The following is a 22353-nucleotide window of genomic DNA, read 5'->3' as shown; positions in this document are numbered from 1 at the left end:
GTCGGGCAGGGTCTGGGCGCGCTGGTGTCAGGCGGGGAGGATGTTCTCCGCCTGCGGGCCCTTCTGGCCCTGGGTGAGGTCGAAGGAGACCTTCTGGCCCTCCTGGAGCTCACGGAAGCCCGAGGTGGCGATGTTCGAGTAGTGGGCGAAGACGTCGGGGCCGCCGCCGTCCTGCGCGATGAAACCGAAGCCCTTTTCCGAGTTGAACCACTTCACGGTGCCGGTGGCCATAACTTTTTCTCCTGATCAGGTCGAGCAGCCCCATCCGGAAAAACTCCGGAAAACAAAAATGCGCCCGACGAACATTTCCCGTCAGGCGCACATAACGTTCATGGGTACCAAAACTGCAACACTCGGAGACTAGCACACCCGACCTCTGAATCGTGTGCTGCCGCGGCCGCGACCCGCCGAAACCACGGTCGGCCGGACCATGGCATTGCCGCCTCGCCCCCGCGCACAGAGCCGCCACAAGGCCGTACGGGCGCGCGTCACAAGCGCTCGATGATCGTCACATTCGCCTGACCACCACCCGCGCACATGGTCTGCAGCCCGTATCTGCCACCGGTGCGCTCCAGCTCGTGCAGCAGCGTCGTCATCAGCCTGACGCCTGTCGCGCCCAGTGGATGCCCGAGCGCGATGGCGCCTCCGTTGACGTTGACCCGGGCCGGATCTGCTCCGGTCTCCTTGAGCCAAGCGAGAACAACGGGGGCGAAAGCCTCGTTGATCTCCACGAGGTCGATGTCGTCTATGGACAGACCGGTCTTGCGGAGCGCGTGGGCGGTTGCCGGGATGGGAGCCGAGAGCATGCGGATGGGGTCTTCGCCGCGCACGGAGAGATGGTGGATACGGGCTCGCGGGGTCAGCCCGTGCGTGCGTACCGCCTGCTCGCTCGCCAGCAGCATCGCCGCCGCGCCGTCCGAGACCTGCGAGGAGCAGGCGGCGGTGATGGTGCCGCCGTCCACCACGGGCCGGAGGCCGGCCATCTTCTCCAGGGAGGTGTCGCGCCGCGGGCCCTCGTCCAGGCTCACCTCGCCGTACGGGACCGTCTCGCGCTCGAAGCGGCCCGCGTCGATCGCGCGGAGCGCGCGCTGGTGGGAGCGCAGCGCGAACTCCTCCATGTCGCCGCGCGTGATGCCCCAGTGGCGCGCGATGAGCTCGGCGCCGTGGAACTGGTTGACGGGCGCGTCGCCGTAGCGTTCCCGCCATCCCTTCGAGCCGTGGAACGGGCCTTCGGTGAGGCCCAGGGGTTCGGCGGCCTGCCGGGAGGCGAAGGCGATCGGTATCTGCGACATGTTCTGCACCCCGCCCGCGACGACCAGGTCCTGTGTCCCGGAGAGCACGCCCTGGGCGGCGAAGTGCACCGCCTGCTGGGAGGAGCCGCACTGGCGGTCGACGGTCACGCCGGGCACCTCCTCCGGCAGGCCGGCCGCCAGCCAGCAGGTACGGGCGATGTCCCCGGCCTGCGGGCCGACCGTGTCCAGGCAGCCGAAGACCACGTCCTCCACGGCGGCGGGGTCGATCCCGGAGCGGGCGACCAGGGCCGTGAGGACGTGTGCGCCCAGGTCAGCGGGGTGCACGGCCGCGAGGCCTCCCCGTCGCCGCCCCACGGGGGTGCGGACCGCTTCGACGATGTAGGCCTCGGCCATGGCTGCTGCTCCTCGGGTCGTCAGGGGCGTACGGAAATCCCGTCCAGCACCATCGACAGGTACTGGCGGGCGATCTCGTCCGGGCTGTGCCCGCCGCCCGGCCGGTACCAGGACGCGGCGACCCACACCGTGTCGCGGACGAACCGGTAGGTGAGCCGGATGTCCAGGTCGTCGCGGAACACCCCGGTCCGCACCCCGCGTTCCAGGGTCCCCAGCCAGGCCTTCTCGAACTTCCGCTGGGAGTCGCCGAGATAGTGGAAACGCGGCTGTACGGAGAGGTGCTTCGACTCCTTCTGGTAGATCGCGACGGCGGCGCGGTGCCGGTCGATCTCCCGGAAGGACTCGGTGACCAGCGCCTCGATGGTCTCCCGGGGCCCGAGACCCGCGCCGAGTACGGCGTCGTATCCGGCCCAGAGCTCATCGAGGAAGGCGGAGAGGATCTCGTCCAGCATCGACTCCTTCGAGTCGAAGTGGTAGTACAGGCTGCCCGCGAGCATCCCGGCCTCGTCCGCGATCCGGCGGACGGTGGTGGCGTTGTACCCCTGGGCGGCGAACACCTCGGCGGCGGTGTCGAGCAGTTCACGGCGCCTGGTGGGAGAGGCGGTCACCTGGGTCTTCTTCTTTGCGGTAGGCACCGGTCCATTGTTCACGGGTGCGTTCATGCGTGCGTTCATGCGTGCTGGGAGCTCACGGAGACCGTCTCGCCGGTCATATACGACGAGTAGCCGCTGGCCAGGAAGACGATGACGTTGGCGACCTCCCAGGGCTCGGCGTACCGCCCGAAGGCCTCCCTCTCGGTGAGCTCGGCGAGCAGTTCGGACGAGGTGACCTTCACCAGGTGCGGATGCATGGCGAGGCTCGGCGCGACGGCGTTGACCCGGACCCCGTACGCCGCGGCCTCGAGCGCCGCGCACCGGGTGAGGGCCATGACACCGGCCTTGGCGGCGGCATAGTGGGCCTGGCCGGCCTGGGCGCGCCAGCCGACGACGGACGCGTTGTTGACGATCGCCCCGCCCTGGCCCCGGCCTCCGCCCCCGTCGCGGAAGGCGCGCAGGGCCGCGCGCGTACAGCGGAAGGTGCCGGTCAGCGTCACGTCCAGAACCCGGGTCCACTGCTCGTCGGTCATGTCGACGAGCGGTGCCGTCCCGCCGAGACCCGCGTTGTTGACGACGAGGTCGAGACCTCCGTGCAGCCGTACCGCCTCCCCGAACAGGGCCTGCACGGCAGCCTCGTCGGTGACGTCGCAGGGCAGCGCGGCGACGGCTTCCACCCCGTACTCCCCGGCGAGCGCCTCCTCGGTCTCCTTGAGCCTGCGCGCATGGGCATCGCTGATCAGCACCCGCGCGCCTTCCTCAAGGAAGCGGCGGGCGGTGGCCCCGCCGATCCCGGCTCCGGCGGCGGCGGTGATGACGGCGCTGCGCCCGGCCAGCAGGGCGTGCCCCGGAACGTACTGAGCCTTGTTGTCCGTCACATCAGCACGTTAACCTACCAAACACTTGTTAGGGAACGCCTCCGATGTCTTCGTTCGATGCCTTCGGCACCTGGGATGGAAGCGGGCACCTCATGGACCTGACCCCCTCGGACCACGAGACCGCCTTCCGGGCACTCGCCCGCGACTGGCTGCGCTCCCATGTCCCCGCCCGCCCGCTGCCGTCCCTGGAGACGGCGGAGGGCTTCGCGGCGCACCGGGAGTGGGAGGCCACACTGCACGCCGGCCGCTGGTCGGCGGTGTCCTGGCCGGAGGTCTACGGGGGCCGTGGCGCAGACATCTTCGGCTGGCTGGCGTTCGAGGAGGAGTACTACGCGGCGGGCGCACCCGGCCGGGTCTCGCAGAACGGGATCAGCCTGCTCGCCCCCACCCTCTTCGCCCATGGCACCGCGGAGCAGCGGGCACGGGTGCTGCCGCCCATGGCGAGCGGCGAGGTGATCTGGGCGCAGGCCTGGTCGGAGCCCGAAGCCGGTTCCGACCTGGCGTCGCTGCGCTCCCGCGGCGTACGCGCGGACGGCGGCTGGCTGCTGTCGGGGCAGAAGACCTGGTCGTCGCGCGCCGCGTTCGCGGACCGTGCCTTCGGTATCTTCCGCACCGTCCCGGAGACGGACGCCGACCGGCCGCACCGGGGGCTGACCTATCTGATGTTCGACCTGCGGGCACCGGGGGTCACCGTCCGCCCGATCGGGCGCCTCGACGGCAAACCCGCCTTCGCCGAGGTGTTCCTGGACGAGGTCTTCGTACCGGACGAGGACGTGATCGGCGCGCCCGGCGACGGCTGGCGTATCGCCATGTCGGCGACGGGCAACGAACGCGGTCTCACCCTGCGCTCCCCCGGGCGCTTCCTCGCCGCCGCGGACAGGCTGGTGGAGCTGTGGCGTTCGGTTCGCGACCCCGCCGACACGGCGATGCGCGACCGCGTCGCGGACGCGGTGATCGGCGCCCGCGCCTACCAGCTCTTCACCCACGGGCACGCGTCCCGGTTCGCCGCGGGTGCCGCGATCGGCGCCGAGGCCAGTGTGAACAAGGTCTTCTGGTCCGAGTACGACATCGCGCTGCACGAGACCGCGCTCGATCTGCTGGGCGGGGAAGGCGCGTTGGCGGACGAGACGGGCAGCGGCTGGGCGGAGGGCCATGTCTTCTCGCTCGCCGGGCCGATCTACGCCGGGACGAACGAGATCCAGCGGGACATCATCGCGGAGCGGCTGCTCGGCCTGCCCAGGGGGCGCCGCTGACCGACCCGGCCCACCCCAGCCCACCCCAGCCCAGCCCAGCCACCCAGCCCACCGAGCTGACCGACCCGGCCCACCGACCAGCCGCCACACGCGCAGGAGGCGCCCCGTGAAGTTCCTGCCCACCGGTGAACAGCAGGCGTTCACCCGCTCGCTGGACGCCCTGCTGACGGCGGCGGAAACACCGTCGGTGGCACGGGCCTGGGCCGCCGGTGACCCGGCCCCGGGACGCTCCCTGTGGACCCGTCTCGCGGAAGCCGGGGTCTTCGCGCTGGCCGTGCCCGAGGCCTACGACGGGCTGGGGCAGCGCCCCGTCGAACTGGCCCTCGCCTTCGTGGAACTGGGCCGCCACGTGGTACCCGGCCCCCTCGTGGAGACGGCCGCCGCCGCCGTACTGCTCGCCGGACTCGGTGACCCCGGCCCCGCGAAACGGCTGCTGCCGGGGATCGCGTCGGGAGAGGTGGCGGCGACCCTGCGGATACCGGGCTCGGGCCCGTTCATCCTGGACGGGGACCTCGCCGACTGCGTGCTCGTGGCCGTTCCGGACGAGCACGAGCCCTCCGCGCGGCTGCGCCTCGCGTCCGGACACCACGGGCCGGTACGCGCCTCCGCCGATCCGGCACGCCGACTGACCCAGACCGCCGTGGGCGGCGAGATCCTCGCCACCGGAGCAGACGTGGCACGCGCCGCACAGGCGGCGGAGAGCTGGGCGCGGCTGGCCGCGGCCGCGCAGAGTCTGGGCGTCGGGCTGGCGCTGCTGGACCGTACGGTCGCGTATGCGAGGCAGCGCACCCAGTTCGGCACCGCTATCGGTTCCTTCCAGGCCGTCAAACACCGGCTGGCGGACACACTGATCGCGCTGGAGTTCGCCCGCCCCCTGGTGTTCGGCGCGGCGCTGACCTTGTCCCCCGCCGATATCGCGGCGGCGAAGGTCGCGGCCGGCGAGGCCGCCTACACCGCCGCCCGCACCGCCCTCCAGGTACACGGTGCGATCGGCTACACCGAGGAGCTCGACCTGGCGTGGTGGCTCCGCAAGGCGCGCCCGCTGCGGGACGCCTGGGGGACGCCCTCACAGTGCAGGGCGGCGGTGCTGTCCGGCTGACCGGCTCACTGACCGGCGGGGTCGTGACCGACCGGCTGACCGGGGTCAGCTTGGGACGGTACGGGCCGGACTGGCGTCGTTCCCGCGCCGGATCGTCCGCAGCGCTCGCCCCGGCCTCCAGGTCTGGAGCACCAGCTCATCGCCGTCGACTGTGGTCCGCACGGCCTCGGCGAGCTCCACCCGGAAGAGGTGGAACGGCAGCGGCTCACCGTCCTCGGACTGGAACCGGTCCTTCGTCTCCGGGTCGGTCACCTCCACCGCCCGCCCGGCGATCCGCACGTCCCCGTCCTCCATGGACGCGTCGGCCCCGGGGTTGGCGTGGATCGCGAGCCGGGGATCACGCAGCAGGTCCGACGCTTTGCGGGAGTTCGGCATCATCCCGAGCCACAGCTCACCGAACCGGAAGTTCACCTCGAGACCGGTCACCCGGGGCGAACCGTCCTTGCGCACGGTGGCGAGGATGTGGTGGGTGTGCTTCTCGAAGCGCTGCTGCACGGCGGCGGCGAAGTCGGGCTCCGCCGCCTGGAAGTCTGTCCAGCTGTAGGTCATGGATCCATCGAAGCGCGGATACCCGACATCCGCTGTCGTGATTGGGCCGATACGGGGTATCGCGGGACGGGACGGCTGACCGGCGGTGAGGTGCCCCGGGAGACGAGGGGCGGAATCCGCCTCGCTGTGTCCGCCGTGGTTGGACCAGCACCGGCGGCGGAGTCACCCCTGACGGCGCCGGGCCCCGATGAGGCGGGCGACGCCCCAGCCGACCACGGCGGCCAGGACCAGGCCGAGCGGGGAGAACCAGTCGATGTCGCCGGCCGTCCCTCCGTACCACCAGGCCTTGGCGGGGAAGAAGGGCTCCTCCTCCAGCACCTCTGTGACGAACGAGGGCGATCGGCTCTCGGCGAGGATCAGCAGGACGGCGTTGCAGTAGCCGAAGAAGGTACCGAGCACGGCGACCACGGCCGCACCGACGTGGGCTCCGTTGCGTCGGCGGCCCAGGAGACCGGCCAGGATGCCGACGATCGCGGCGTTCACCAACGCATGGGTCAAGTAGAGGGTGTTGGCCGCGGTGACCGACTGGTCCTTGTACGTGAACACCATGATGCCGCTGTAGAGCAGCGAGATCAGGACCGAGACGAAGAAGGCGAGGATGACCGCGGCGACCGGGCTGCCGCCGCCGTCCGGCCGCTGACCGGCGGGGACCGCGACGAAGGGCTGCGCGGGATGCATCTGGGGCTGGCCGGGGAACGGCGCGGAGGCGAAGCCCGGCGGCGGCTGCTGCGGGGCGGGCTGGGTGTACGGGTTGTAGAAGCCAGGCGACGGCGGCTGCTGCGCCGGGGCCTGGGGCGGCATCTGTGGGGGCTGATGCGGTGGGTGTGAAGGCGGTGGCGGCTGATACGGCGGTTGGCTCATGGGTCCCCCCGGGGTCAACTGGCAGGAGCAGCAAGCTACCAGTGGGTCACCCGGTTCTCGATAGCCGGTGTTACCGGACGTACCCGGAACGGGTTCAACCGGCCTGGACGGCGGTCCCCGCACTCCGCTCACCGGCGCCGCGCTCCACGCAGAACTCGTTCCCCTCGGGATCCGCGAGCGTCACCCAACCGGTGCCGTCCGCGTTGCGCCGGTCGGCGACCAGCGAGGCGCCGAGCTTCAGCAGCCGCTCGACCTCCTGGTCCCGGGTGCGTTCCTGCGGCTGGAGGTCCAGGTGGACTCGGTTCTTCTGGGTCTTCTTCTCGGGCACGGTCACGAAGAGGATGCCGACCCCGGGTGCCTCCACGAGCGCTTCCTCGTCACCGGGATGGTCGTCGGCGCCCAGGGAGCACTCAAGTACCCCTGCCCAGAAGCACGCCAGCTCGTAGGCGTCGGAACTGTCGATCGTCACATGTCGCACCAAGGTGGTCATGAGCGCCACCCTTCCACGCCGCGCGGTGCCAGTGCACCTGAATTCCGGCCTCGTTCCGCGCTGGTCAGGACCGTACGATGCCCATCCGCCGGGCGTTGGCCAGCCACGCCGGGAACTCCGCCACCAGCCGGTCGTACAACTCTGTGTCCGGCACCTGGCGTGGGTCCAGCCCCGCGTGGAAGAACCCGGCGTTGTCGATGGGCCGCTTGCCGGGTACGGCCAACTCATCCAGCCTGCGCAGGAAGTCGAACTGCTTGCTGCCGGGGTCACCGAATCCGATGAACTGCCAGAACATCGGCAGCTTGGCCGCCTTGCACAGATAGCGTTCGGCGGCCGGCTTGTTGATGGGCCCGCCGTCGGTCTGGAACACGACCAGGGCGGGAGCGGTCGCAGCGCTGTCGAGGTAGTGATCGATGACCGCGTCCATCGCCAGGTGGTAGCTCGTCTTCCCCATATGCCCGAGCCCGGCGACGATCCGGTCGATACGCCCTCGGTGGTCGGCGAGCGCGATCTCGGTCTCCGCGTCGATGTCGGTGGAGAAGAACACGACGGGCACCCGCCCGTCGTCATCCAGGTTCGCGGACAACCCGAGCACCCGGTCGGCGAGCGCCTGGACGCTGCCGTCCTTGTAGTAGGGCTTCATCGACCCCGAGTAGTCGACCACCAGATAGACCGCGACCTGCTGCCCACTGAGCCCGTGCTTCCGCAACGAGACGCCGGCACTCTTGTAGAGGCTGACGAGGGCAGGGGCGGTCTCCTCTATCTTGCGAAGACTGACAGCCGCCATGATGCGCTCCGTTCGCGGTACTTGTGGGCTGGGCGGGGAGTCAACGCTTTCACAGGCGCGCCAGCGTGACTGAAGCAGCCTCGCGATCACATCCGCAGGCGCCGTCTGCGACAACGCTTCGGCCTGTAGCTGATGGTAGGTCGTCAAGACGAGTACCAGGGAGCTTGATTCACGATCAGAATGCCCCTGGCCTGCGCCTCGGTGCAGCACATCACGGGCCCGATCGGGCAGCGTCAGCACGTTGACCGGCAGTGCCGGAATGACCACCGTGTGGACACGCTGCGCTACTTGATGCGGTGGTGGTTGAAGCCGCGCAGGGAGCACTCTATGTCCATCCGGCCCCACGTCCCCGAGGCATCAGAGGCGCGGGCCGGTCTCCGACCTGCGGAGTGTCCGTCCAGCAGACGGCCAAGTCCCTGGTACGGCGAGCCGTTGTCGGCTCGCCGTACCGGACCGTGGCATCCCCGGTGAGCGGCCATCCCCCGTTTGTGCCGCTTCACACCCCCGTCGAGAAGCGGCAAGGGGATCGCCACACCCCCGCCACGGTCTTTGCGACCTCTGGCGGCGGCTGGTTGCGTTCGGGGTGTTCCCCATCATGGCCGGTTCGCGACGATCCGCCAGCGGAGGGAAGTCAGCCTTCCCTTTTTGCCGTTCGGTTCCGGCAGACTGGGTCCTTTGACCGGCCTCAGCCCGCGACCTGCGCATATCGCTCGGTAAGGTGTTCGAGACACTGTGTGAAGAGGTTGCGATTCCGCCGACGCGACGTCGGCACAGCGGGGAGGTCCCGGGCTATGCCCCAAACCCATACGGCAGGACTGGACGCAAAGCCAGCGGTGCCGGCGGGGCCTGAGGCGCGCAACGCCATGGTGGCGCAACTGGTCGGCAGGCTGGCGAAGGCCAAAGGCCTGACCCTGCGTCGGCTCGCCAGCGAGATAGGCATCGCGCCGAACTCGCTCCGGTACTGGTTGCGGCACGCGTACCGGCTTCCGGAGGCGCAGGCCGAGCGGCTCGCCGACGCGCTGGAGATGGGCGCCGATGACCGCCGTTCCCTCGCCCTCCTGACGGGCAACGGCGGCCGGACCGCGCCGCTCCCCGGGCAGGAAGCCCCGGTGGCCGGGGAACCGCCCGCGCAGAACGCTCTTATCGTCGCGCTGCTGAGGCGGCTGCTCAAGGCCGAGGGCATCACCTGGAAGGAGCTGGCGGACAGGCTGGGCATCTCCGCGAAGTCGCTGCGGAACTGGATGGCCCGCGCCTACCGGCTGGAGACACACGAGGTGGAGCGTCTCACCGAGGCACTGCACATGAGCGGGGAGAACCGCAACGACCTGTACGTACTCACGGGGAAGATCCCACCCCCACCGCCGGCGAGCGAGCTTCGCCGCAGGCCGGACCTGGCGCTCTACCAGGAGCTGATCGACGGTCTGGAGCACCTCTCGGTCGCCTACACGGAGTGCTGGGACATCGTGATCGGCAATCAGGCCTTCCGGGACATCTTCGGACCCGTGCGACCGCACGTCAGCGCCCACCCGTTCCACAACACCACGCGGTACGTCCTGTTCCACCCCGACTCGTATCTGATCCTCGGCGCCGGCGACCGGGACGCCTGGTTCGAGGACTGGCTCATGCCGACCCTCGCCTACTTCTCCGCGACCATCCAGCAGTTTCCGGATCACCCGCGGTTGAGGGACATGGAACGGGACATCCTGGAACGCCCTGACCTGCGCCGGGCGTACCGTCAGGCGCCCGCGTGGATCGCGGACCACGGCGACATCGCGATCAACCAGTCAGCACGCCGGTTCTGGGATCCCCGGGTGGACAAGGTCATGGACGCGCACGTGATCACGGAGGCGCATCAGAGCTACGGCCTCACCCTCCAGCGGGCCACCTTCGTACTCCGCGAACGCACGGCGAAGGCCGAATCCGCCGAATCCGCCGCTGAGCCGAGCCAGCTCGGCGCCGATGGTCCCGATCTGCCTGTCCGCTGAGCGCGCGTCCCATGGCGTCCCACTCCGCATACACCCCGCACACACCACGGCGCCTGCCCAGGGTCCGGTCGGGGACGGGGCAGGCGCCGTGTCAGTTCCGTACGCCGTTGTACGCAACGTCTATGGGGGATGTCAGACCATCAGCGCGCGATCCGTCGGGCGGATCGGGGCCGGGAGGTCGCTCGCACCCGTGAGGTAGCGGTCCACACCACGGGCGGCTGAGCGGCCCTCGGCGATGGCCCAGACGATCAGGGACTGGCCGCGGCCCGCGTCTCCGGCGACGAAGACGCCGTCGACGTTGGTCGCGAAGTCCGCGTCCCGGGACACGTTACCCCGCTCGTCCAGCTCCAGGCCAAACTGGGAGACCAGGCCGTTCTGGACGTCCGTGCCGGTGAAGCCCATGGCGAGGGTGACGAGCTGGGCGGGGATGCTGCGCTCGGTGCCGGGCTTCTGGGTCAGCTTGCCGTCCACGAACTCGACCTCGATGAGGTGCAGGGACTGCACGTTGCCGTCCTCGTCGCCCTCGAAATGGGTGGTGGAGACGGAGTAGACCCGCTCGCCGCCCTCCTCGTGCGCGGAGGTCACCTTGTAGAGCATCGGGAACGTCGGCCAGGGCTGGCCCGCGTTCCGCTCATCGCCCGGGCGGGGCATGATCTCCAGCTGGGTGACCGAGGCGGCGCCCTGGCGGTGGGCGGTGCCGACGCAGTCGGCGCCGGTGTCGCCGCCGCCGATGACCACGACGTGCTTGCCCTCCGCGGTGATCGGCGGGGCAACGAAGTCGCCCTCGACCACCTTGTTGGCGAGCGGCAGGTACTCCATCGCCTGGTGGATGCCGTTCAGCTCGCGGCCCGGTACGGGCAGGTCGCGGGCGGTGGTGGCACCGGCGGCGATCACGACGGCGTCGAACCGCTTGCGCAGGTCCGTCGCGGTCAGGTCGCGGCCGATCTCGATACCGGTGCGGAACTTCGTACCCTCCGCGCGCATCTGCTCGATACGGCGGTTGATGTGCCGCTTCTCCATCTTGAACTCGGGGATGCCGTAGCGCAGCAGGCCGCCGATGCGGTCGGCGCGCTCGTACACCACCACGGTGTGTCCGGCGCGGGTGAGCTGCTGGGCGGCGGCGAGACCGGCCGGGCCCGAGCCGATGACGGCGGCCGTCTTGCCGGACAGGCGCTCGGGCGGCTGCGGCTTGACGTCGTTGGCGTCCCACGCCTTGTCGATGATGGAGACTTCGACGTTCTTGATGGTGACCGCGGGCTGGTTGATGCCGAGCACACACGCCGCCTCGCACGGGGCGGGGCACAGCCTTCCGGTGAACTCGGGGAAGTTGTTGGTGGCGTGCAGACGCTCACTGGCCGCCTGCCAGTCCTCGCGGTAGGCGTAGTCGTTCCACTCGGGGATCAGGTTCCCGAGCGGGCAGCCGTTGTGGCAGAACGGGATACCGCAGTCCATACAGCGCCCGGCCTGCTTGCTGATGATCGGCAGCAGGGAGCCGGGGACGTAGACCTCGTTCCAGTCCTTGACGCGCTCGGCGACGGGGCGGGTCTCGGCGACCTCGCGCCCGGTGGTCAGGAAGCCCTTGGGGTCAGCCATTGGTCGCCGCCTCCATCATCTTCTCGGTGGTCTCCCGCTCGGAGAGACCGGCGAGCTCAGCGGCATCCTTGGCGGCGAGCACTGCCTTGTACGTGGTCGGGATGATCTTGCTGAAGCGCTCCACGGCGACGGGCCACTCGGCGAGCAGCCGCTCGGCGACGGTGGAACCCGTCTCCTCCTGGTGGCGGCGCACGACGTCGTGCAGCCACTGCTTGTCGGTGTCGTCCAGCGCTTCGACGGCGCCCGCGTTGCCGGCGTTGACGTTGTCGCGGTCGAGGTCGATGACGTACGCGATGCCGCCGGACATACCGGCCGCGAAGTTGCGTCCCGTCTCGCCGAGTACGACGGCGTGCCCACCGGTCATGTACTCGCAGCCGTGGTCGCCGACACCCTCGGAGACCACCAGCGCGCCGGAGTTGCGGACGCAGAAGCGCTCGCCGGTACGGCCGCGCAGGAACAGCTCGCCGCCGGTGGCGCCGTAGGCGATGGTGTTGCCCGCGATGGTGGAGTACTCGGCCAGGTGGTCGGCGCCGCGGTCGGGGCGGACCACGACCCGGCCGCCGGACAGGCCCTTGCCCACGTAGTCGTTGGCGTCGCCCTCCAGCCGCAGGGTGACACCGCGGGGCAGGAACGCGCCGAAGGACTGGCCGGCGGAACCGGTGAAGGTGATGTCGATGGCGTCATCGGGCAGACCCGCACCGCCGAACTTCTTGGTCACCTCGTGGCCCAGCATGGTGCCGACGGTCCGGTTGATGTTCCGGATCGCGACCTGGGCGCGGACCGGCTGGGCCTCCTCGGCGGAGGCGGCGGACAGCGCGTCGGCGGACAGCCGGATCAACTCGTTGTCCAGGGCCTTCGCCAGACCGTGGTCCTGCTCGACGAGCTGGTGGCGTACGGCGCCCTCGGGCAGCTCGGGCACGTGGAACAGCGGGGCCAGGTCGAGGCCCTGGGCCTTCCAGTGGTTCACGGCCTGGGAGGTGTCGAGCAGTTCGGCGTGGCCGACGGCCTCCTCCAGGGTGCGGAAGCCCAGCTCGGCGAGCAGCTCGCGGACCTCCTCGGCGATGAACTCGAAGAAGTTCACCACGAATTCGGCCTTGCCGCTGAAGCGCTCGCGCAGCACCGGGTTCTGGGTGGCGATGCCGACCGGGCAGGTGTCCAGGTGGCAGACGCGCATCATGATGCAGCCGGAGACGACGAGCGGCGCGGTGGCGAAGCCGAACTCCTCGGCGCCGAGCAGCGCGGCGATGACGACATCGCGTCCGGTCTTCAGCTGCCCGTCGGTCTGCACGACGATGCGGTCCCGCAGCCCGTTGAGCAGCAGGGTCTGCTGGGTCTCGGCGAGGCCGAGCTCCCACGGTCCGCCCGCGTGCTTCAGCGAGGTGAGCGGGGAGGCGCCGGTGCCGCCGTCGTGACCTGAGATCAGGACCACGTCCGCGTGCGCCTTGGAGACACCTGCGGCGACCGTGCCGACACCGACCTCGGACACCAGCTTCACATGGACGCGGGCGGCCGGGTTGGCGTTCTTCAGGTCGTGGATCAGCTGGGCCAGGTCCTCGATGGAGTAGATGTCGTGGTGCGGTGGCGGGGAGATCAGCCCGACACCCGGGGTGGAGTGCCGGGTCTTGGCCACCCACGGGTAGACCTTGTGACCGGGCAGCTGGCCGCCCTCACCGGGCTTGGCGCCCTGGGCCATCTTGATCTGGATGTCGTCGGCGTTGACCAGGTACTCGGAGGTGACGCCGAAGCGGCCGGACGCCACCTGCTTGATGGCGGACCTGCGCTCGGGATCGTACAGGCGGTCCGGGTCCTCGCCGCCCTCACCGGTGTTGGACTTGCCGCCCAGCTGGTTCATGGCGATGGCGAGGGTCTCGTGCGCCTCCTTGGAGATGGAGCCGTACGACATGGCGCCGGTGGAGAAGCGCTTGACGATCTCGCTGACCGGCTCGACCTCGTCGATGGAGATCGGCTCGCGGTCGGACTTGAAGCCGAACAGGCCGCGGAGCGTCATCAGCCGCTCGGACTGCTCGTTCACCCGGTCCGTGTACTTCTTGAAGATGTCGTAGCGCTTGCCGCGGGTGGCGTGCTGGAGCCGGAAGACGGTCTCCGGGTCGAACAGGTGCGGCTCGCCCTCGCGGCGCCACTGGTACTCGCCGCCGATGTCCAGCGCGCGGTGCGCCGGGGCGATTCCGCTGGCCGGGTACGCCTTGGCGTGCCGGGCGGCGACCTCCTTGGCGACCACGTCGAGCCCGGCGCCGCCGATCTTGGTGGCGGTGCCGGCGAAGTAGCGGGCGACGAAGGCCTCGTCCAGACCGACGGCCTCGAAGACCTGCGCGCCACGGTAGGACGCCACGGTCGAGATGCCCATCTTGGACATGACCTTGAGCACGCCCTTGCCGAGGGCCTTGATCAGGTTGCGGATGGCCTGCTCGGGCTCGACGCCCTCGATGAACGTACCGGCGAGCAGCAGGTCCTCGACCGACTCCATGGCGAGGTACGGGTTGACGGCCGCGGCGCCGTAGCCGATGAGCAGGGCGACATGGTGCACCTCGCGCACGTCCCCGGCCTCGACCAGCAGGCCCACCTGGGTTCGCTGCTTGGTGCGGATCAGGTGGTGGTGCACGGCGGCGGTGAGCAGCAGCGAGGGGATGGGGGCGTGCTCGGCGTCGGAGTGCCGGTCGGAGAGCACGATCAGCCGGACGCCGGATTCGATGGCGGCGTCCGCCTCGGCGCAGATCGCGTCGATACGGGCGGCCAGCGCGTCGCCGCCGCCGGAGACCCGGTAGAGGCCGGAGAGGGTCGCGGCCTTCATCCCGGGCATGTTGCCGTCGGCGTTGATGTGGATGAGCTTGGCCAGCTCGTCGTTGTCGATCACCGGGAACGGCAGGGTGACCGAGCGGCAGGAGGCCGCGTTCGGGTCCAGCAGGTTGCCCTCGGGGCCGAGGGACGAGTACAGCGAGGTGACGAGCTCCTCGCGGATGGCGTCCAGCGGCGGGTTGGTCACCTGGGCGAACAGCTGGGTGAAGTAGTCGAACAGCAGCCGGGGGCGCTCGGAGAGCGCCGCGATCGGGGAGTCCGTACCCATGGAGCCGATCGGCTCGGCGCCGGTACGGGCCATCGGGGCGAGCAGGACGCGCAGCTCTTCCTCGGTGTAGCCGAAGGTCTGCTGGCGGCGGGTGACGGAGGCGTGGGTGTGCACGATGTGCTCGCGCTCGGGGAGGTCCTCGAGCTCGATCTCACCGGCCTCGAGCCACTCCTGGTACGGCTGCTCGGCGGCGAGGGCGGACTTGATCTCGTCGTCCTCGATGATCCGGTGCTCGGCGGTGTCCACCAGGAACATGCGACCGGGCTGGAGGCGGCCCTTGCGGACGACCTTGGCCGGGTCGATGTCGAGCACGCCGACCTCGGAGGAGAGCACCACGAGGCCCTCGTCGGTGACCCAGTAGCGGCCGGGGCGCAGACCGTTGCGGTCGAGCACGGCGCCGACCTGGACGCCGTCGGTGAAGGTGACGCAGGCGGGGCCGTCCCAGGGCTCCATCATCGTGGAGTGGTACTGGTAGAAGGCGCGCCGGGCCGGGTCCATCGAGTCGTGGTTCTCCCACGCCTCGGGGACCATCATCAGCACACTGTGCGGCAGCGAGCGGCCACCGAGGTGCAGCAGCTCCAGGACCTCGTCGAAGGAGGCGGAGTCGGAGGCGTCGGGTGTGCAGACCGGGAAGATCCGCTCCAGGGAGCCGTCGTGGCCGTTCCCGAAGAGGTCGCTGACCAGCTGGGACTCGCGGGCGCGCATCCAGTTGCGGTTGCCCTTGACCGTGTTGATCTCGCCGTTGTGGGCGACGAAGCGGTACGGGTGGGCGAGCGGCCAGCTCGGGAACGTGTTGGTGGAGAACCGGGAGTGGACCAGGGCCACGGCGGTGGCGAGGCGGCGGTCCGACAGGTCCGGGAAGAAGGGTTCGAGCTGGCCGGTGGTCAGCATGCCCTTGTAGACGATGGTGCGCGCGGAGAGCGACGGGAAGTACACCCCGGCCTCGCGCTCGGCGCGCTTGCGCAGCACGAACGCCTTGCGGTCGAGCGCGATGCCGACGCTCTCGCCCCCGCTCACGAAGAGCTGGCGGAAGACCGGCATGGTCGAGCGGGCGGTGGCACCGAGCAGGTCGGGGGCGACGGGGACGTCGCGCCAGCCGAGGACGGTCAGCCCTTCCTCGGCGGCGATCGCCTCGATACGCGAGACGGCCTCGTCCTGACCGCCTTCGGGGATGAAGGCGGTGCCGACGGCGTAGGCGCCGGCCTCGGGCAGCTCGAATCCGGCGACCTCGCGGAAGAACGCGTCCGGGACCTGGAGCAGGATTCCGGCGCCGTCACCCGAGTCGGGCTCGGAGCCGGTGGCGCCGCGGTGCTCCAGGTTGCGCAGAACGGTCAGCGCCTGCTCGACCAGCTCATGGCTGGCTACACCGGTGAGGGTGGCCACGAACCCGACACCGCAGGCGTCGTGCTCGTTACGGGGGTCGTACATCCCCTGCGGGGCGGGGCGACCGTCCATGGGCGACCAGGCGTCGGAACGCATCGGCTCTCCCGTCGTCGTCATTGGCATGTGCAAGTGCCGAGGGACGACGTTGGCCCTCGCGAAAATTTTCGTGCAGGTTACATGATGGAGTGAATCCCGAGCGGTGGATAGCTCATTCCAACATGCGGACATATGCTGCGACGACGCTGCGAAGGGGTGGGACAGCGGCGCAGGTGGGAGTGGGTACAGACCGATTTTGTGTCCGTGGTCCCGACCGAGCGGAGCGAGCTTCGTTGCCCGCGGCGCTTACGCGCTCATGCCCAGCGGTTACGTCCTCGAAACCGTCGGGTTACAGCAGCCCTGTGGCGCCAAGCACAGTGTCGCATCGCGCACGCCCCCGCGACACCGGACGTACGTCACAGAGCGGCCTCGCAAAAGGTGATGAGGGGGTCATATCGCGGCGCCGACCAGGGAGCCTACCCCGTAAGTGAGCGCCGCGGCCGCGCCACCGAGCGCGAGCTGCCGCAGCCCGCTGAACCACCAACCGCGGGCCGTCACCCGGGCGACCAGCGCACCGCAGGCGAACAGCCCGATCAGCGCGCACAGCACGGCGGGCCACAGGGCGGTGGCGCCGAGCAGGTACGGCAGCACCGGCACCAGCGCGCCGAGGGCGAACGAGCCGAAGGACGAGACGGCGGCGACGGCGGGCGACGGCAGGTCGTCCGGGTCGATACCGAGCTCCTCGCGGGCGTGGATCTCCAGCGCCTGCTCGGGGTCGCGGGAGAGCTGCATGGCAACCTCGCGGGCGAGACGCGGCTCCACACCCCGCGCTACGTACAGGGCTGCGAGCTCCTCCATCTCGTCCACCGGGTGCTTGCGCAGCTCCCGGCGCTCGACATCCAGCTCCGCCTGGACGAGCTCGCGCTGCGATGCCACCGAGGTGTACTCACCGGCCGCCATCGAGAAGGCGCCGGCCGCGAGGCCCGCGAGGCCGGTGATGACGATGGCCTGCTGGGAGACCGCGCCACCGGCGACACCGGTCATCAGGGCGAGGTTGGAGACAAGCCCGTCCATCGCGCCGAACACCGCGGGGCGCAGCCAGCCGCCGTTCACATCGCGGTGCGTGTGATTGTCGCGGTGCGCCTCGTGAAGTGCGGCCTCGGTTTCGATGATGGACACAGCTCTCCCCTGGTTCCGTGCTCATGTCGTGCTCTGCTCAACACCTCGAAAATACGCGCGATGTAAGGGGCGTGCCAGCAAGGCAGGCTTTACTTACCTGGGCTCGGCCACGGTCAGCCGGGTGACATGAGGCCATCTGGCGGCGCACCGGGCTGCGCACGTGGCAAGCATCCAGAACAGACTCGGATGCGGGGTGACGCGTTGGAGTGCATCTCATGCGACCGGGCCCGCGGCGCACTGCTCGGACTGGCCGTCGGCGACGCGCTCGGCGCGCCCGCCGAGAACCTGCGGCCGTCCGAGATCCGCCACCGCTGGGGACGGATCGAAGGGTTCGTGACGGACAACCCGGCGGGCACGGACGACACCGAGTACGCGATCTTCTCCGGGCTGCTGCTGGCCAGGCACGGCTCCGCGCTGACCGTGGCCCATGTCGAGAGCGCCTGGCACCGCTGGATCGCCGACCTCGACGAGGGACCCTTCCGGGGCGCGGGCTTCAGCGAGCGAGGCACCCTGGAGAACCTGCGGCGCGGTCTGGCGGCCCCCATCACGGCCCAGCACCGGCACGCCTGGAGCGACGGCCTCGCCATGCGCGCGGCCCCGTTCGGCGTATTCGCGGCGGGCGACCCGGCGGAGGCGGCGCGGCTGGTCGCGATCGACGGCTGCGTCAGCCATGACGGCGAGGGCATCTACGGCGGGCAGGCGGTGGCGGCGGGGGTCGCGGCGGCGATGGCCGGCGCGGGTCCCGCGGGGGTCATCGGCGCGGCGCTGTCCGTGGTCCCGATGGACTCCTGGACGGCGCGCTCCATGCGCCGTGCGGTGGTGGCGGCGGAACAGGCCGCCGACCCCGACCCCGTGCTGCGCGAACGCGCCGTACGGTCCGCGGTCGTCATCGGCGGCTACCCCTGGACGGATCTCGCCCCGGAAGCGGTCGGCCTGGCCTTCGGCGCGTTCGCGGCGGCCCGCGGTGACTTCCGCACGTCGGTGCTCACCGCGGTCAACATGGGCCGCGACGCCGACACCACAGCGGCGGTCGCCGGGGCCCTCGCCGGGGCGATGTCCGGCGCCACCGCGATCCCCCGCGAGTGGGCGGAGGCGATCGGTCCCGTGCGCGGCAGCTGCCTCCCCTCCATGCGGGGCTACCACGTGCTCGACATCGCCGACCTGCTCATCCCCGAAAACGACACCGACACCGAGGCTCTGCCATGCCCCCCGGCCCACTAGACCCCGCCGCCGAGCCGGCGGCCGCTCCCCCGGCCGCGGCACCGGACATCGACCACGAGACGGTCCCGGACCACCGGGCGGTCCCGGACCACCGGGCCCGGGCCGAACCGGCCACCGACCTCCGGGACCGGATCGAAGGCCTGCTGCTCGGGCTGGCCGCAGGGGACGCGGCGGGGTGGCCCGCAGCACGGCACCGCGCGGCCCGGATGCCGGAGTGGACCCGCCGCCTCACCCGCGAACTCGACACCTTCGCGGAGCAGAACGCGACGACGACCCTGCCCGTCCCGATCGCTCTCAACCAGGCCCCCGAGCCATTGCGGCTCGGCCCTTCGGACGACGCCGAGTGGGCGGCGTTCACCGCCGAGACGATCCTCGCCGGGTCGGGTGGCGCCGGCGACCGGGACGACCTGGGGCGCCGGATGCGCGCCGCGGTGGACCTCGCCTGGAACTCCATGGCCGGGAAGGTCGCCGCTGCCGCGGCCCGCGCCCCGGAGGTCGAGTCCGCCGTGCTGCCCCTGCGCGCTCGTATCTCCGTACGCGCCGGTCTCGGCAATCTCGCCACCGGGCTGCGTCCACCCGCGACCGGCCACGACAATCCGCACTACTTCGACGACGCGGCCTGCGTCCGCGCCGCCGTACTCGGCGCGGTCCACCCCGGTGACCCGCGAGCCGCCGCCGAACTCGCGGAGTTCGACGCCCGCTATACCCAGGACGGGGACGGGGTGCACGGTGCCCGTGCGATGGCGGCGGCGATCGCCGCGGCGCTGGGCGGCGCGTCCGTATGCGCGGCGGTCGACGCGGCGCTGGCGGAGCTCCCCGAGGCCACCGAGATCGGCCGCAACGCGCGGCACGCGGTGAAGCTCGCCCGGGACGCGGACGACGCGTTCTCCCTGGTCCCGCTGCTGGAGCACCAGATCGTCGACCACGTCTACAGCTACGGCATCGCCGCGGCGGAGACCGTCCCGGTGGCCCTCGCCCTCGCGACGGCGGCGCGCGGGCAGGTCGCCCTGGCGATCCCGGCGGCGGCCTGCCTGTCCCGGGTGGCCGACTCCGCGCCGGCCCTCGCGGGCGCGCTGACCGGGGCGTGGGGTGGCGGGGCGGCGGTGCCCGTCGCGTGGCGCGAGGCCTGCCGCAGCCTCGCGGGCTGCGCCCTCCCCCACCTCGCGGGCACCGACCTCGTGCCCCTCGCGGACCACCTCGCCACGGCGGTGCGCCCGCCCGCGCAGTGACCGCGGCGCGCCGCGGCCTCCCGCACCCTGTGGTGCCCCGTTGCACGGGGCCCGGGCGCGTTCGGTGTTCCGCACCCCGCACGGTGGGCCGGTGTGTCCGGCCTCAAACGCCGGCCAGGCTGGGGGCTCGGAGTCGCCGCACCCGGTGGCGCCCCGTCGCACGGGTGTCGCGGTGCACCCCTACCTCGTTCGATGGGCCCGTGTGTCCGGCCTCAAACGCCGGCCAGGCTGGGGGCTCGGAGTCGCCGCACCCCGGTGAGCCCCGTCGCACGAGGCGGCCGGGTGTCGCGGTGCACCCCACCCCGTAGCGGTGCCCGGAGTGTCCGGCCTCAAGCGCCGGCCGGGCTGGGTGGTCGGGGGTGCCCGTCGCCGAGAGCGCGCCGTTGGGGCCGTTCCGGGGCTCGTATCCGGGACCGTGTGATTTACGGCGCTGCCGCCACAAATCTGGGGGTCCCCCGGACGAAGTCTGGGGGTAAGCGTCCCGGACACGACCCCTGCACGTCCCCCGTCCCGCAGACGGCCAGGCCCCAAGGGGCGGTGGAAAGCCAACCACCGGGCCCGGCCACCACCGCCGGCCACGACAGGGACGCGGAGGGGTCGTGTTCGGGACGCTCACGTGTGATTTGTGGCGCTGACGCAGGGCAACTCTGCGTGGAGACCCGTCCGCGCCGTAAATCAGCACGGTCCCGGACATGAGCCCCGCAGCGGCCCAACCTCACTCCCACGGACCCGGCCCAGCCCACGAAACCAAGCCCGGCCGGCGTTTGAGGCCGGACACACCGGCCCACCACACGGGGTGCGGAACACCGCGACACCCCCGGCACCCCGCGCAACCGGGCACCACGGGGGTACGGCAACCACGACCACCCAGCCCGGCCGGCGTTTGAGGCCGGACACACCGGCCCACCACACGGGGTGCGGAACACCGCGACACCCCCGGCACCCCGCGCAACCGGGCACTACGGGGGTACGGCAACCACGACCACCCAGCCCGGCCGGCGTTTGAGGCCGGACACACCGGCCCACCACATGAGGTGCGGAACACCGGACATGCCCGGCACCCCGCGCAACAGGGTGCGCAACGCCGCGAAACCCGGGCGCACCGTGCAGCGGGGCAGCGCGGGGTGTAGGCGCGCGGGGTGGACAATTCGGGCATGACACTCCCCCTGGAAGCCCGCCTCACCGGCGCCCTCCTCGGCGCCGCGGTCGGTGACGCCCTCGGTGGTCCGGTCGAGGGCTACGCCCCGGAACAGATCATGGAACGCCACGGCGGCCGGGTCCGAGGCATCGTCGGGCCCTGGCACGGTGACGGCTGGTCGACCGCCCGGCCGATCGCCCCGTACCACAAAGGCGATGGGCACGTCACGGACGACACCCTGATGACCCACGCCCTCGTACGCGTCTACGCGACGGTGCGCGACCACCTCGACGCGTACGCCATCGCCGAGCACCTCGTACCCGATCTGATCGGCACACCGCGCTGGATTCCCGAGCTGGAAGCCGAGGCGCTGCCGCTCCAGCGGATCTTCCTCGCCGAGAAGTGGCTGGTGGCCCGGCTGCACTACGGGCACGTCGACCCGCGTGAGGCGGGCAGCGGCAACATCGTCAACTGCGGTGCGGCGATGTACATGGCACCGGTCGGCCTGGTCAACGCCGGCAACCCCGCCGCCGCGTACGCCGAGGCGCTGGATATCGCGGGTGCCCACCAGTCCTCGTACGGCCGTGAGGCGGCGGGGGTCTTCGCGGCGGCGGTCGCCGCGGCCTGTGTGCCCGGGGCGGGGCCGGGCAGCGTCGTCGACACCTGCCTCGCTCTCGCCAAGGACGGCACCCGCTCCGCGATCGAGGCCGTCGCCGAAGCCGCCACCGCTTACCGCGACTTCGAGCCCGCACTGCGTCCGCTGCGGGATGCCGTCGCGCCCTTCGACACGGTCGGCCCCGACTACCGCTCGCCGTCACTCGTCGCCCGCAGACCATCGCGGCTGCACGCGATCGAGGAGTTGCCGATCGCGCTGGGGATGCTGCTGATCGGGGATGGCGACTACCGCCGTACGGTGCTCGGCTCCGTCAACTACGGCCGCGACTGCGACTCCATCGCCACCATGTCCGGCGCGATCGCGGGTGCGCTGCACGGCGAGGAGCCGATCCCGGCCGAATGGGCGAAGACCGTCGCCGAGGCCAGCCGGTTGGATCTGCACGCTCCCGCACGGGAGCTGGCGGAGGTCGCCCGGGAGGTGTTCGCCCGTGACACGGAGCGCCGCCGTGCCCATGAGGCGGCCTTCAGCGAGCTGATGGGCGCCGCCCGGTGAACCTGCGGCTCACCTGGGTCCAGCCCGAGGATCTGGTCGGCCATGAGCTGCGCCAGGCCGCCGAGGACGGACGCGACGTCTCGGAGATCGCCGGACGCTGGCGCGGGGGCCGCGGGGCCCGCGCCGCGCCCCGCGCGGGGGGGGGCGCGGGGCCGCCCGGGCCCCCGTAGGCCGGGGGTGGGC

Annotated in this window: 17 protein-coding genes and 1 pseudogene; 7 read left to right on the top strand and 11 right to left on the bottom strand. The window is 71.2% G+C overall.

Annotated features, from left to right (window positions below; translation table 11 throughout):
- Nucleotides 1–27 precede the first annotated feature (27 nt).
- From ACFWI9_RS06400 to ACFWI9_RS06385, 4 genes are all read right to left on the bottom strand, one after another.
- Complete coding sequence (locus tag ACFWI9_RS06400; RefSeq protein WP_361278210.1) at nt 28–231, bottom strand: cold-shock protein; 204 nt, start codon at nt 229–231, stop codon at nt 28–30.
- A gap of 257 nt (nt 232–488) precedes the next feature.
- A complete protein-coding gene (locus ACFWI9_RS06395; RefSeq protein ID WP_387159370.1) occupies nt 489–1646 on the bottom strand; it encodes an acetyl-CoA C-acetyltransferase in 1158 nt (385 codons plus the stop codon).
- 20 nt (nt 1647–1666) lie between these two features.
- The gene (locus ACFWI9_RS06390; protein ID WP_387159369.1) at nt 1667–2281 is read right to left on the bottom strand and encodes a TetR/AcrR family transcriptional regulator; all 615 of its coding nucleotides are present in this window, start codon (nt 2279–2281) and stop codon (nt 1667–1669) included.
- A 35-nt stretch (nt 2282–2316) separates the two neighbouring features.
- Entirely contained in the window at nt 2317–3117 is an 801-nt protein-coding gene (locus ACFWI9_RS06385; protein WP_387159368.1) for an SDR family oxidoreductase, read from the bottom strand.
- A 92-nt stretch (nt 3118–3209) separates the two neighbouring features.
- Here ACFWI9_RS06385 and ACFWI9_RS06380 point away from each other — a divergent pair, with 92 nt between their 5' ends.
- Together ACFWI9_RS06380 and ACFWI9_RS06375 are read left to right on the top strand one after the other, a co-directional pair.
- Nucleotides 3210–4370: an acyl-CoA dehydrogenase family protein gene (locus tag ACFWI9_RS06380; protein WP_387159389.1), complete on the top strand. Its 1161-nt coding sequence runs from the start codon at nt 3210–3212 to the stop codon at nt 4368–4370.
- 106 nt (nt 4371–4476) lie between these two features.
- Nucleotides 4477–5469 (top strand): acyl-CoA dehydrogenase family protein, encoded by a 993-nt coding sequence (locus ACFWI9_RS06375; RefSeq protein ID WP_387159367.1) that lies wholly within the window; start codon nt 4477–4479, stop codon nt 5467–5469.
- Nucleotides 5470–5514: 45 nt separating this feature from the next.
- On the opposite strand, the gene ACFWI9_RS06370 is transcribed toward ACFWI9_RS06375, so the two are convergent.
- The 4 genes from ACFWI9_RS06370 to ACFWI9_RS06355 form a co-directional block, all read right to left on the bottom strand.
- The gene (locus ACFWI9_RS06370) at nt 5515–6018 is read right to left on the bottom strand and encodes a pyridoxamine 5'-phosphate oxidase family protein (RefSeq protein WP_387159366.1); all 504 of its coding nucleotides are present in this window, start codon (nt 6016–6018) and stop codon (nt 5515–5517) included.
- Between the two features lie 162 nt (nt 6019–6180).
- Entirely contained in the window at nt 6181–6819 is a 639-nt protein-coding gene (locus tag ACFWI9_RS06365) for a hypothetical protein (RefSeq protein WP_387159365.1), read from the bottom strand.
- Nucleotides 6820–6973: 154 nt separating this feature from the next.
- Nucleotides 6974–7369 carry a VOC family protein gene (locus tag ACFWI9_RS06360; protein ID WP_387159364.1) on the bottom strand — a complete coding sequence of 132 codons (396 nt, stop codon included), beginning with the start codon at nt 7367–7369 and terminating at the stop codon, nt 6974–6976.
- A gap of 64 nt (nt 7370–7433) precedes the next feature.
- On the bottom strand, nt 7434–8156 hold the full coding sequence (locus ACFWI9_RS06355) for a VWA domain-containing protein (RefSeq protein ID WP_387159363.1): 723 nt from the start codon (nt 8154–8156) through the stop codon (nt 7434–7436).
- Nucleotides 8157–8947: 791 nt separating this feature from the next.
- Between ACFWI9_RS06355 and ACFWI9_RS06350 the strand changes: the two genes are divergently transcribed.
- Nucleotides 8948–10141, top strand: coding sequence for a helix-turn-helix domain-containing protein (locus ACFWI9_RS06350; RefSeq protein ID WP_387159362.1), 1194 nt, complete (start codon nt 8948–8950; stop codon nt 10139–10141).
- A 132-nt stretch (nt 10142–10273) separates the two neighbouring features.
- On the opposite strand, the gene ACFWI9_RS06345 is transcribed toward ACFWI9_RS06350, so the two are convergent.
- From ACFWI9_RS06345 to ACFWI9_RS06335, 3 genes are all read right to left on the bottom strand, one after another.
- Nucleotides 10274–11734 carry a glutamate synthase subunit beta gene (locus ACFWI9_RS06345; protein ID WP_387159361.1) on the bottom strand — a complete coding sequence of 487 codons (1461 nt, stop codon included), beginning with the start codon at nt 11732–11734 and terminating at the stop codon, nt 10274–10276.
- Complete coding sequence (gene gltB, locus ACFWI9_RS06340) at nt 11727–16295, bottom strand: glutamate synthase large subunit (protein WP_387159360.1); 4569 nt, start codon at nt 16293–16295, stop codon at nt 11727–11729. The genes ACFWI9_RS06345 and gltB overlap by 8 nt, the downstream gene beginning before the upstream one ends.
- A 390-nt stretch (nt 16296–16685) precedes the next feature.
- Nucleotides 16686–17414: a VIT1/CCC1 transporter family protein gene (locus ACFWI9_RS06335; RefSeq protein ID WP_387159359.1), complete on the bottom strand. Its 729-nt coding sequence runs from the start codon at nt 17412–17414 to the stop codon at nt 16686–16688.
- Between the two features lie 186 nt (nt 17415–17600).
- Between ACFWI9_RS06335 and ACFWI9_RS06330 the strand changes: the two genes are divergently transcribed.
- The 4 genes and pseudogenes from ACFWI9_RS06330 to ACFWI9_RS06315 form a co-directional block, all read left to right on the top strand.
- Entirely contained in the window at nt 17601–18635 is a 1035-nt protein-coding gene (locus ACFWI9_RS06330; RefSeq protein ID WP_387159358.1) for an ADP-ribosylglycohydrolase family protein, read from the top strand.
- Nucleotides 18617–19864, top strand: a complete 1248-nt coding sequence (locus ACFWI9_RS06325) for an ADP-ribosylglycohydrolase family protein (RefSeq protein ID WP_387159357.1) — start codon at nt 18617–18619, stop codon at nt 19862–19864. Before ACFWI9_RS06330 ends, ACFWI9_RS06325 begins: the two co-directional genes overlap by 19 nt.
- Before the next feature lie 1154 nt (nt 19865–21018).
- On the top strand, nt 21019–22170 hold the full coding sequence (locus tag ACFWI9_RS06320) for an ADP-ribosylglycohydrolase family protein (protein WP_387159356.1): 1152 nt from the start codon (nt 21019–21021) through the stop codon (nt 22168–22170).
- Nucleotides 22167–22353: pseudogene (locus ACFWI9_RS06315) on the top strand (ADP-ribosylglycohydrolase family protein); the annotation flags it as partial. The gene ACFWI9_RS06320 and the pseudogene ACFWI9_RS06315, both read left to right, overlap by 4 nt.

The organism is Streptomyces sp. NPDC127084, from assembly GCF_042724175.1.
Taxonomy (GTDB): domain Bacteria; phylum Actinomycetota; class Actinomycetes; order Streptomycetales; family Streptomycetaceae; genus Streptomyces.
This window is presented reverse-complemented; position numbering and strand designations above follow the sequence as displayed.

What these genes read in the sequence shown, in the direction of transcription:
- ACFWI9_RS06350 (WP_387159362.1), top strand. Translation starts at nt 8,948, where the DNA reads ATGCCCCAAACCCATACGGCAGGACTGGACGCAAAGCCAGCGGTGCCG.
- ACFWI9_RS06330 (WP_387159358.1), top strand. Translation starts at nt 17,601, where the DNA reads ATGCGGGGTGACGCGTTGGAGTGCATCTCATGCGACCGGGCCCGCGGC.
- ACFWI9_RS06325 (WP_387159357.1), top strand. Translation starts at nt 18,617, where the DNA reads ATGCCCCCCGGCCCACTAGACCCCGCCGCCGAGCCGGCGGCCGCTCCC.
- gltB (WP_387159360.1), bottom strand. Translation starts at nt 16,295, where the DNA reads ATGCGTTCCGACGCCTGGTCGCCCATGGACGGTCGCCCCGCCCCGCAG.
- ACFWI9_RS06365 (WP_387159365.1), bottom strand. Translation starts at nt 6,819, where the DNA reads ATGCCGCCCCAGGCCCCGGCGCAGCAGCCGCCGTCGCCTGGCTTCTAC.
- ACFWI9_RS06400 (WP_361278210.1), bottom strand. Translation starts at nt 231, where the DNA reads ATGGCCACCGGCACCGTGAAGTGGTTCAACTCGGAAAAGGGCTTCGGT.
- ACFWI9_RS06380 (WP_387159389.1), top strand. Translation starts at nt 3,210, where the DNA reads ATGGACCTGACCCCCTCGGACCACGAGACCGCCTTCCGGGCACTCGCC.
- ACFWI9_RS06360 (WP_387159364.1), bottom strand. Translation starts at nt 7,369, where the DNA reads ATGACCACCTTGGTGCGACATGTGACGATCGACAGTTCCGACGCCTAC.
- ACFWI9_RS06395 (WP_387159370.1), bottom strand. Translation starts at nt 1,646, where the DNA reads ATGGCCGAGGCCTACATCGTCGAAGCGGTCCGCACCCCCGTGGGGCGG.
- ACFWI9_RS06345 (WP_387159361.1), bottom strand. Translation starts at nt 11,734, where the DNA reads ATGGCTGACCCCAAGGGCTTCCTGACCACCGGGCGCGAGGTCGCCGAG.
- ACFWI9_RS06320 (WP_387159356.1), top strand. Translation starts at nt 21,019, where the DNA reads ATGACACTCCCCCTGGAAGCCCGCCTCACCGGCGCCCTCCTCGGCGCC.
- ACFWI9_RS06370 (WP_387159366.1), bottom strand. Translation starts at nt 6,018, where the DNA reads ATGACCTACAGCTGGACAGACTTCCAGGCGGCGGAGCCCGACTTCGCC.
- ACFWI9_RS06355 (WP_387159363.1), bottom strand. Translation starts at nt 8,156, where the DNA reads ATGGCGGCTGTCAGTCTTCGCAAGATAGAGGAGACCGCCCCTGCCCTC.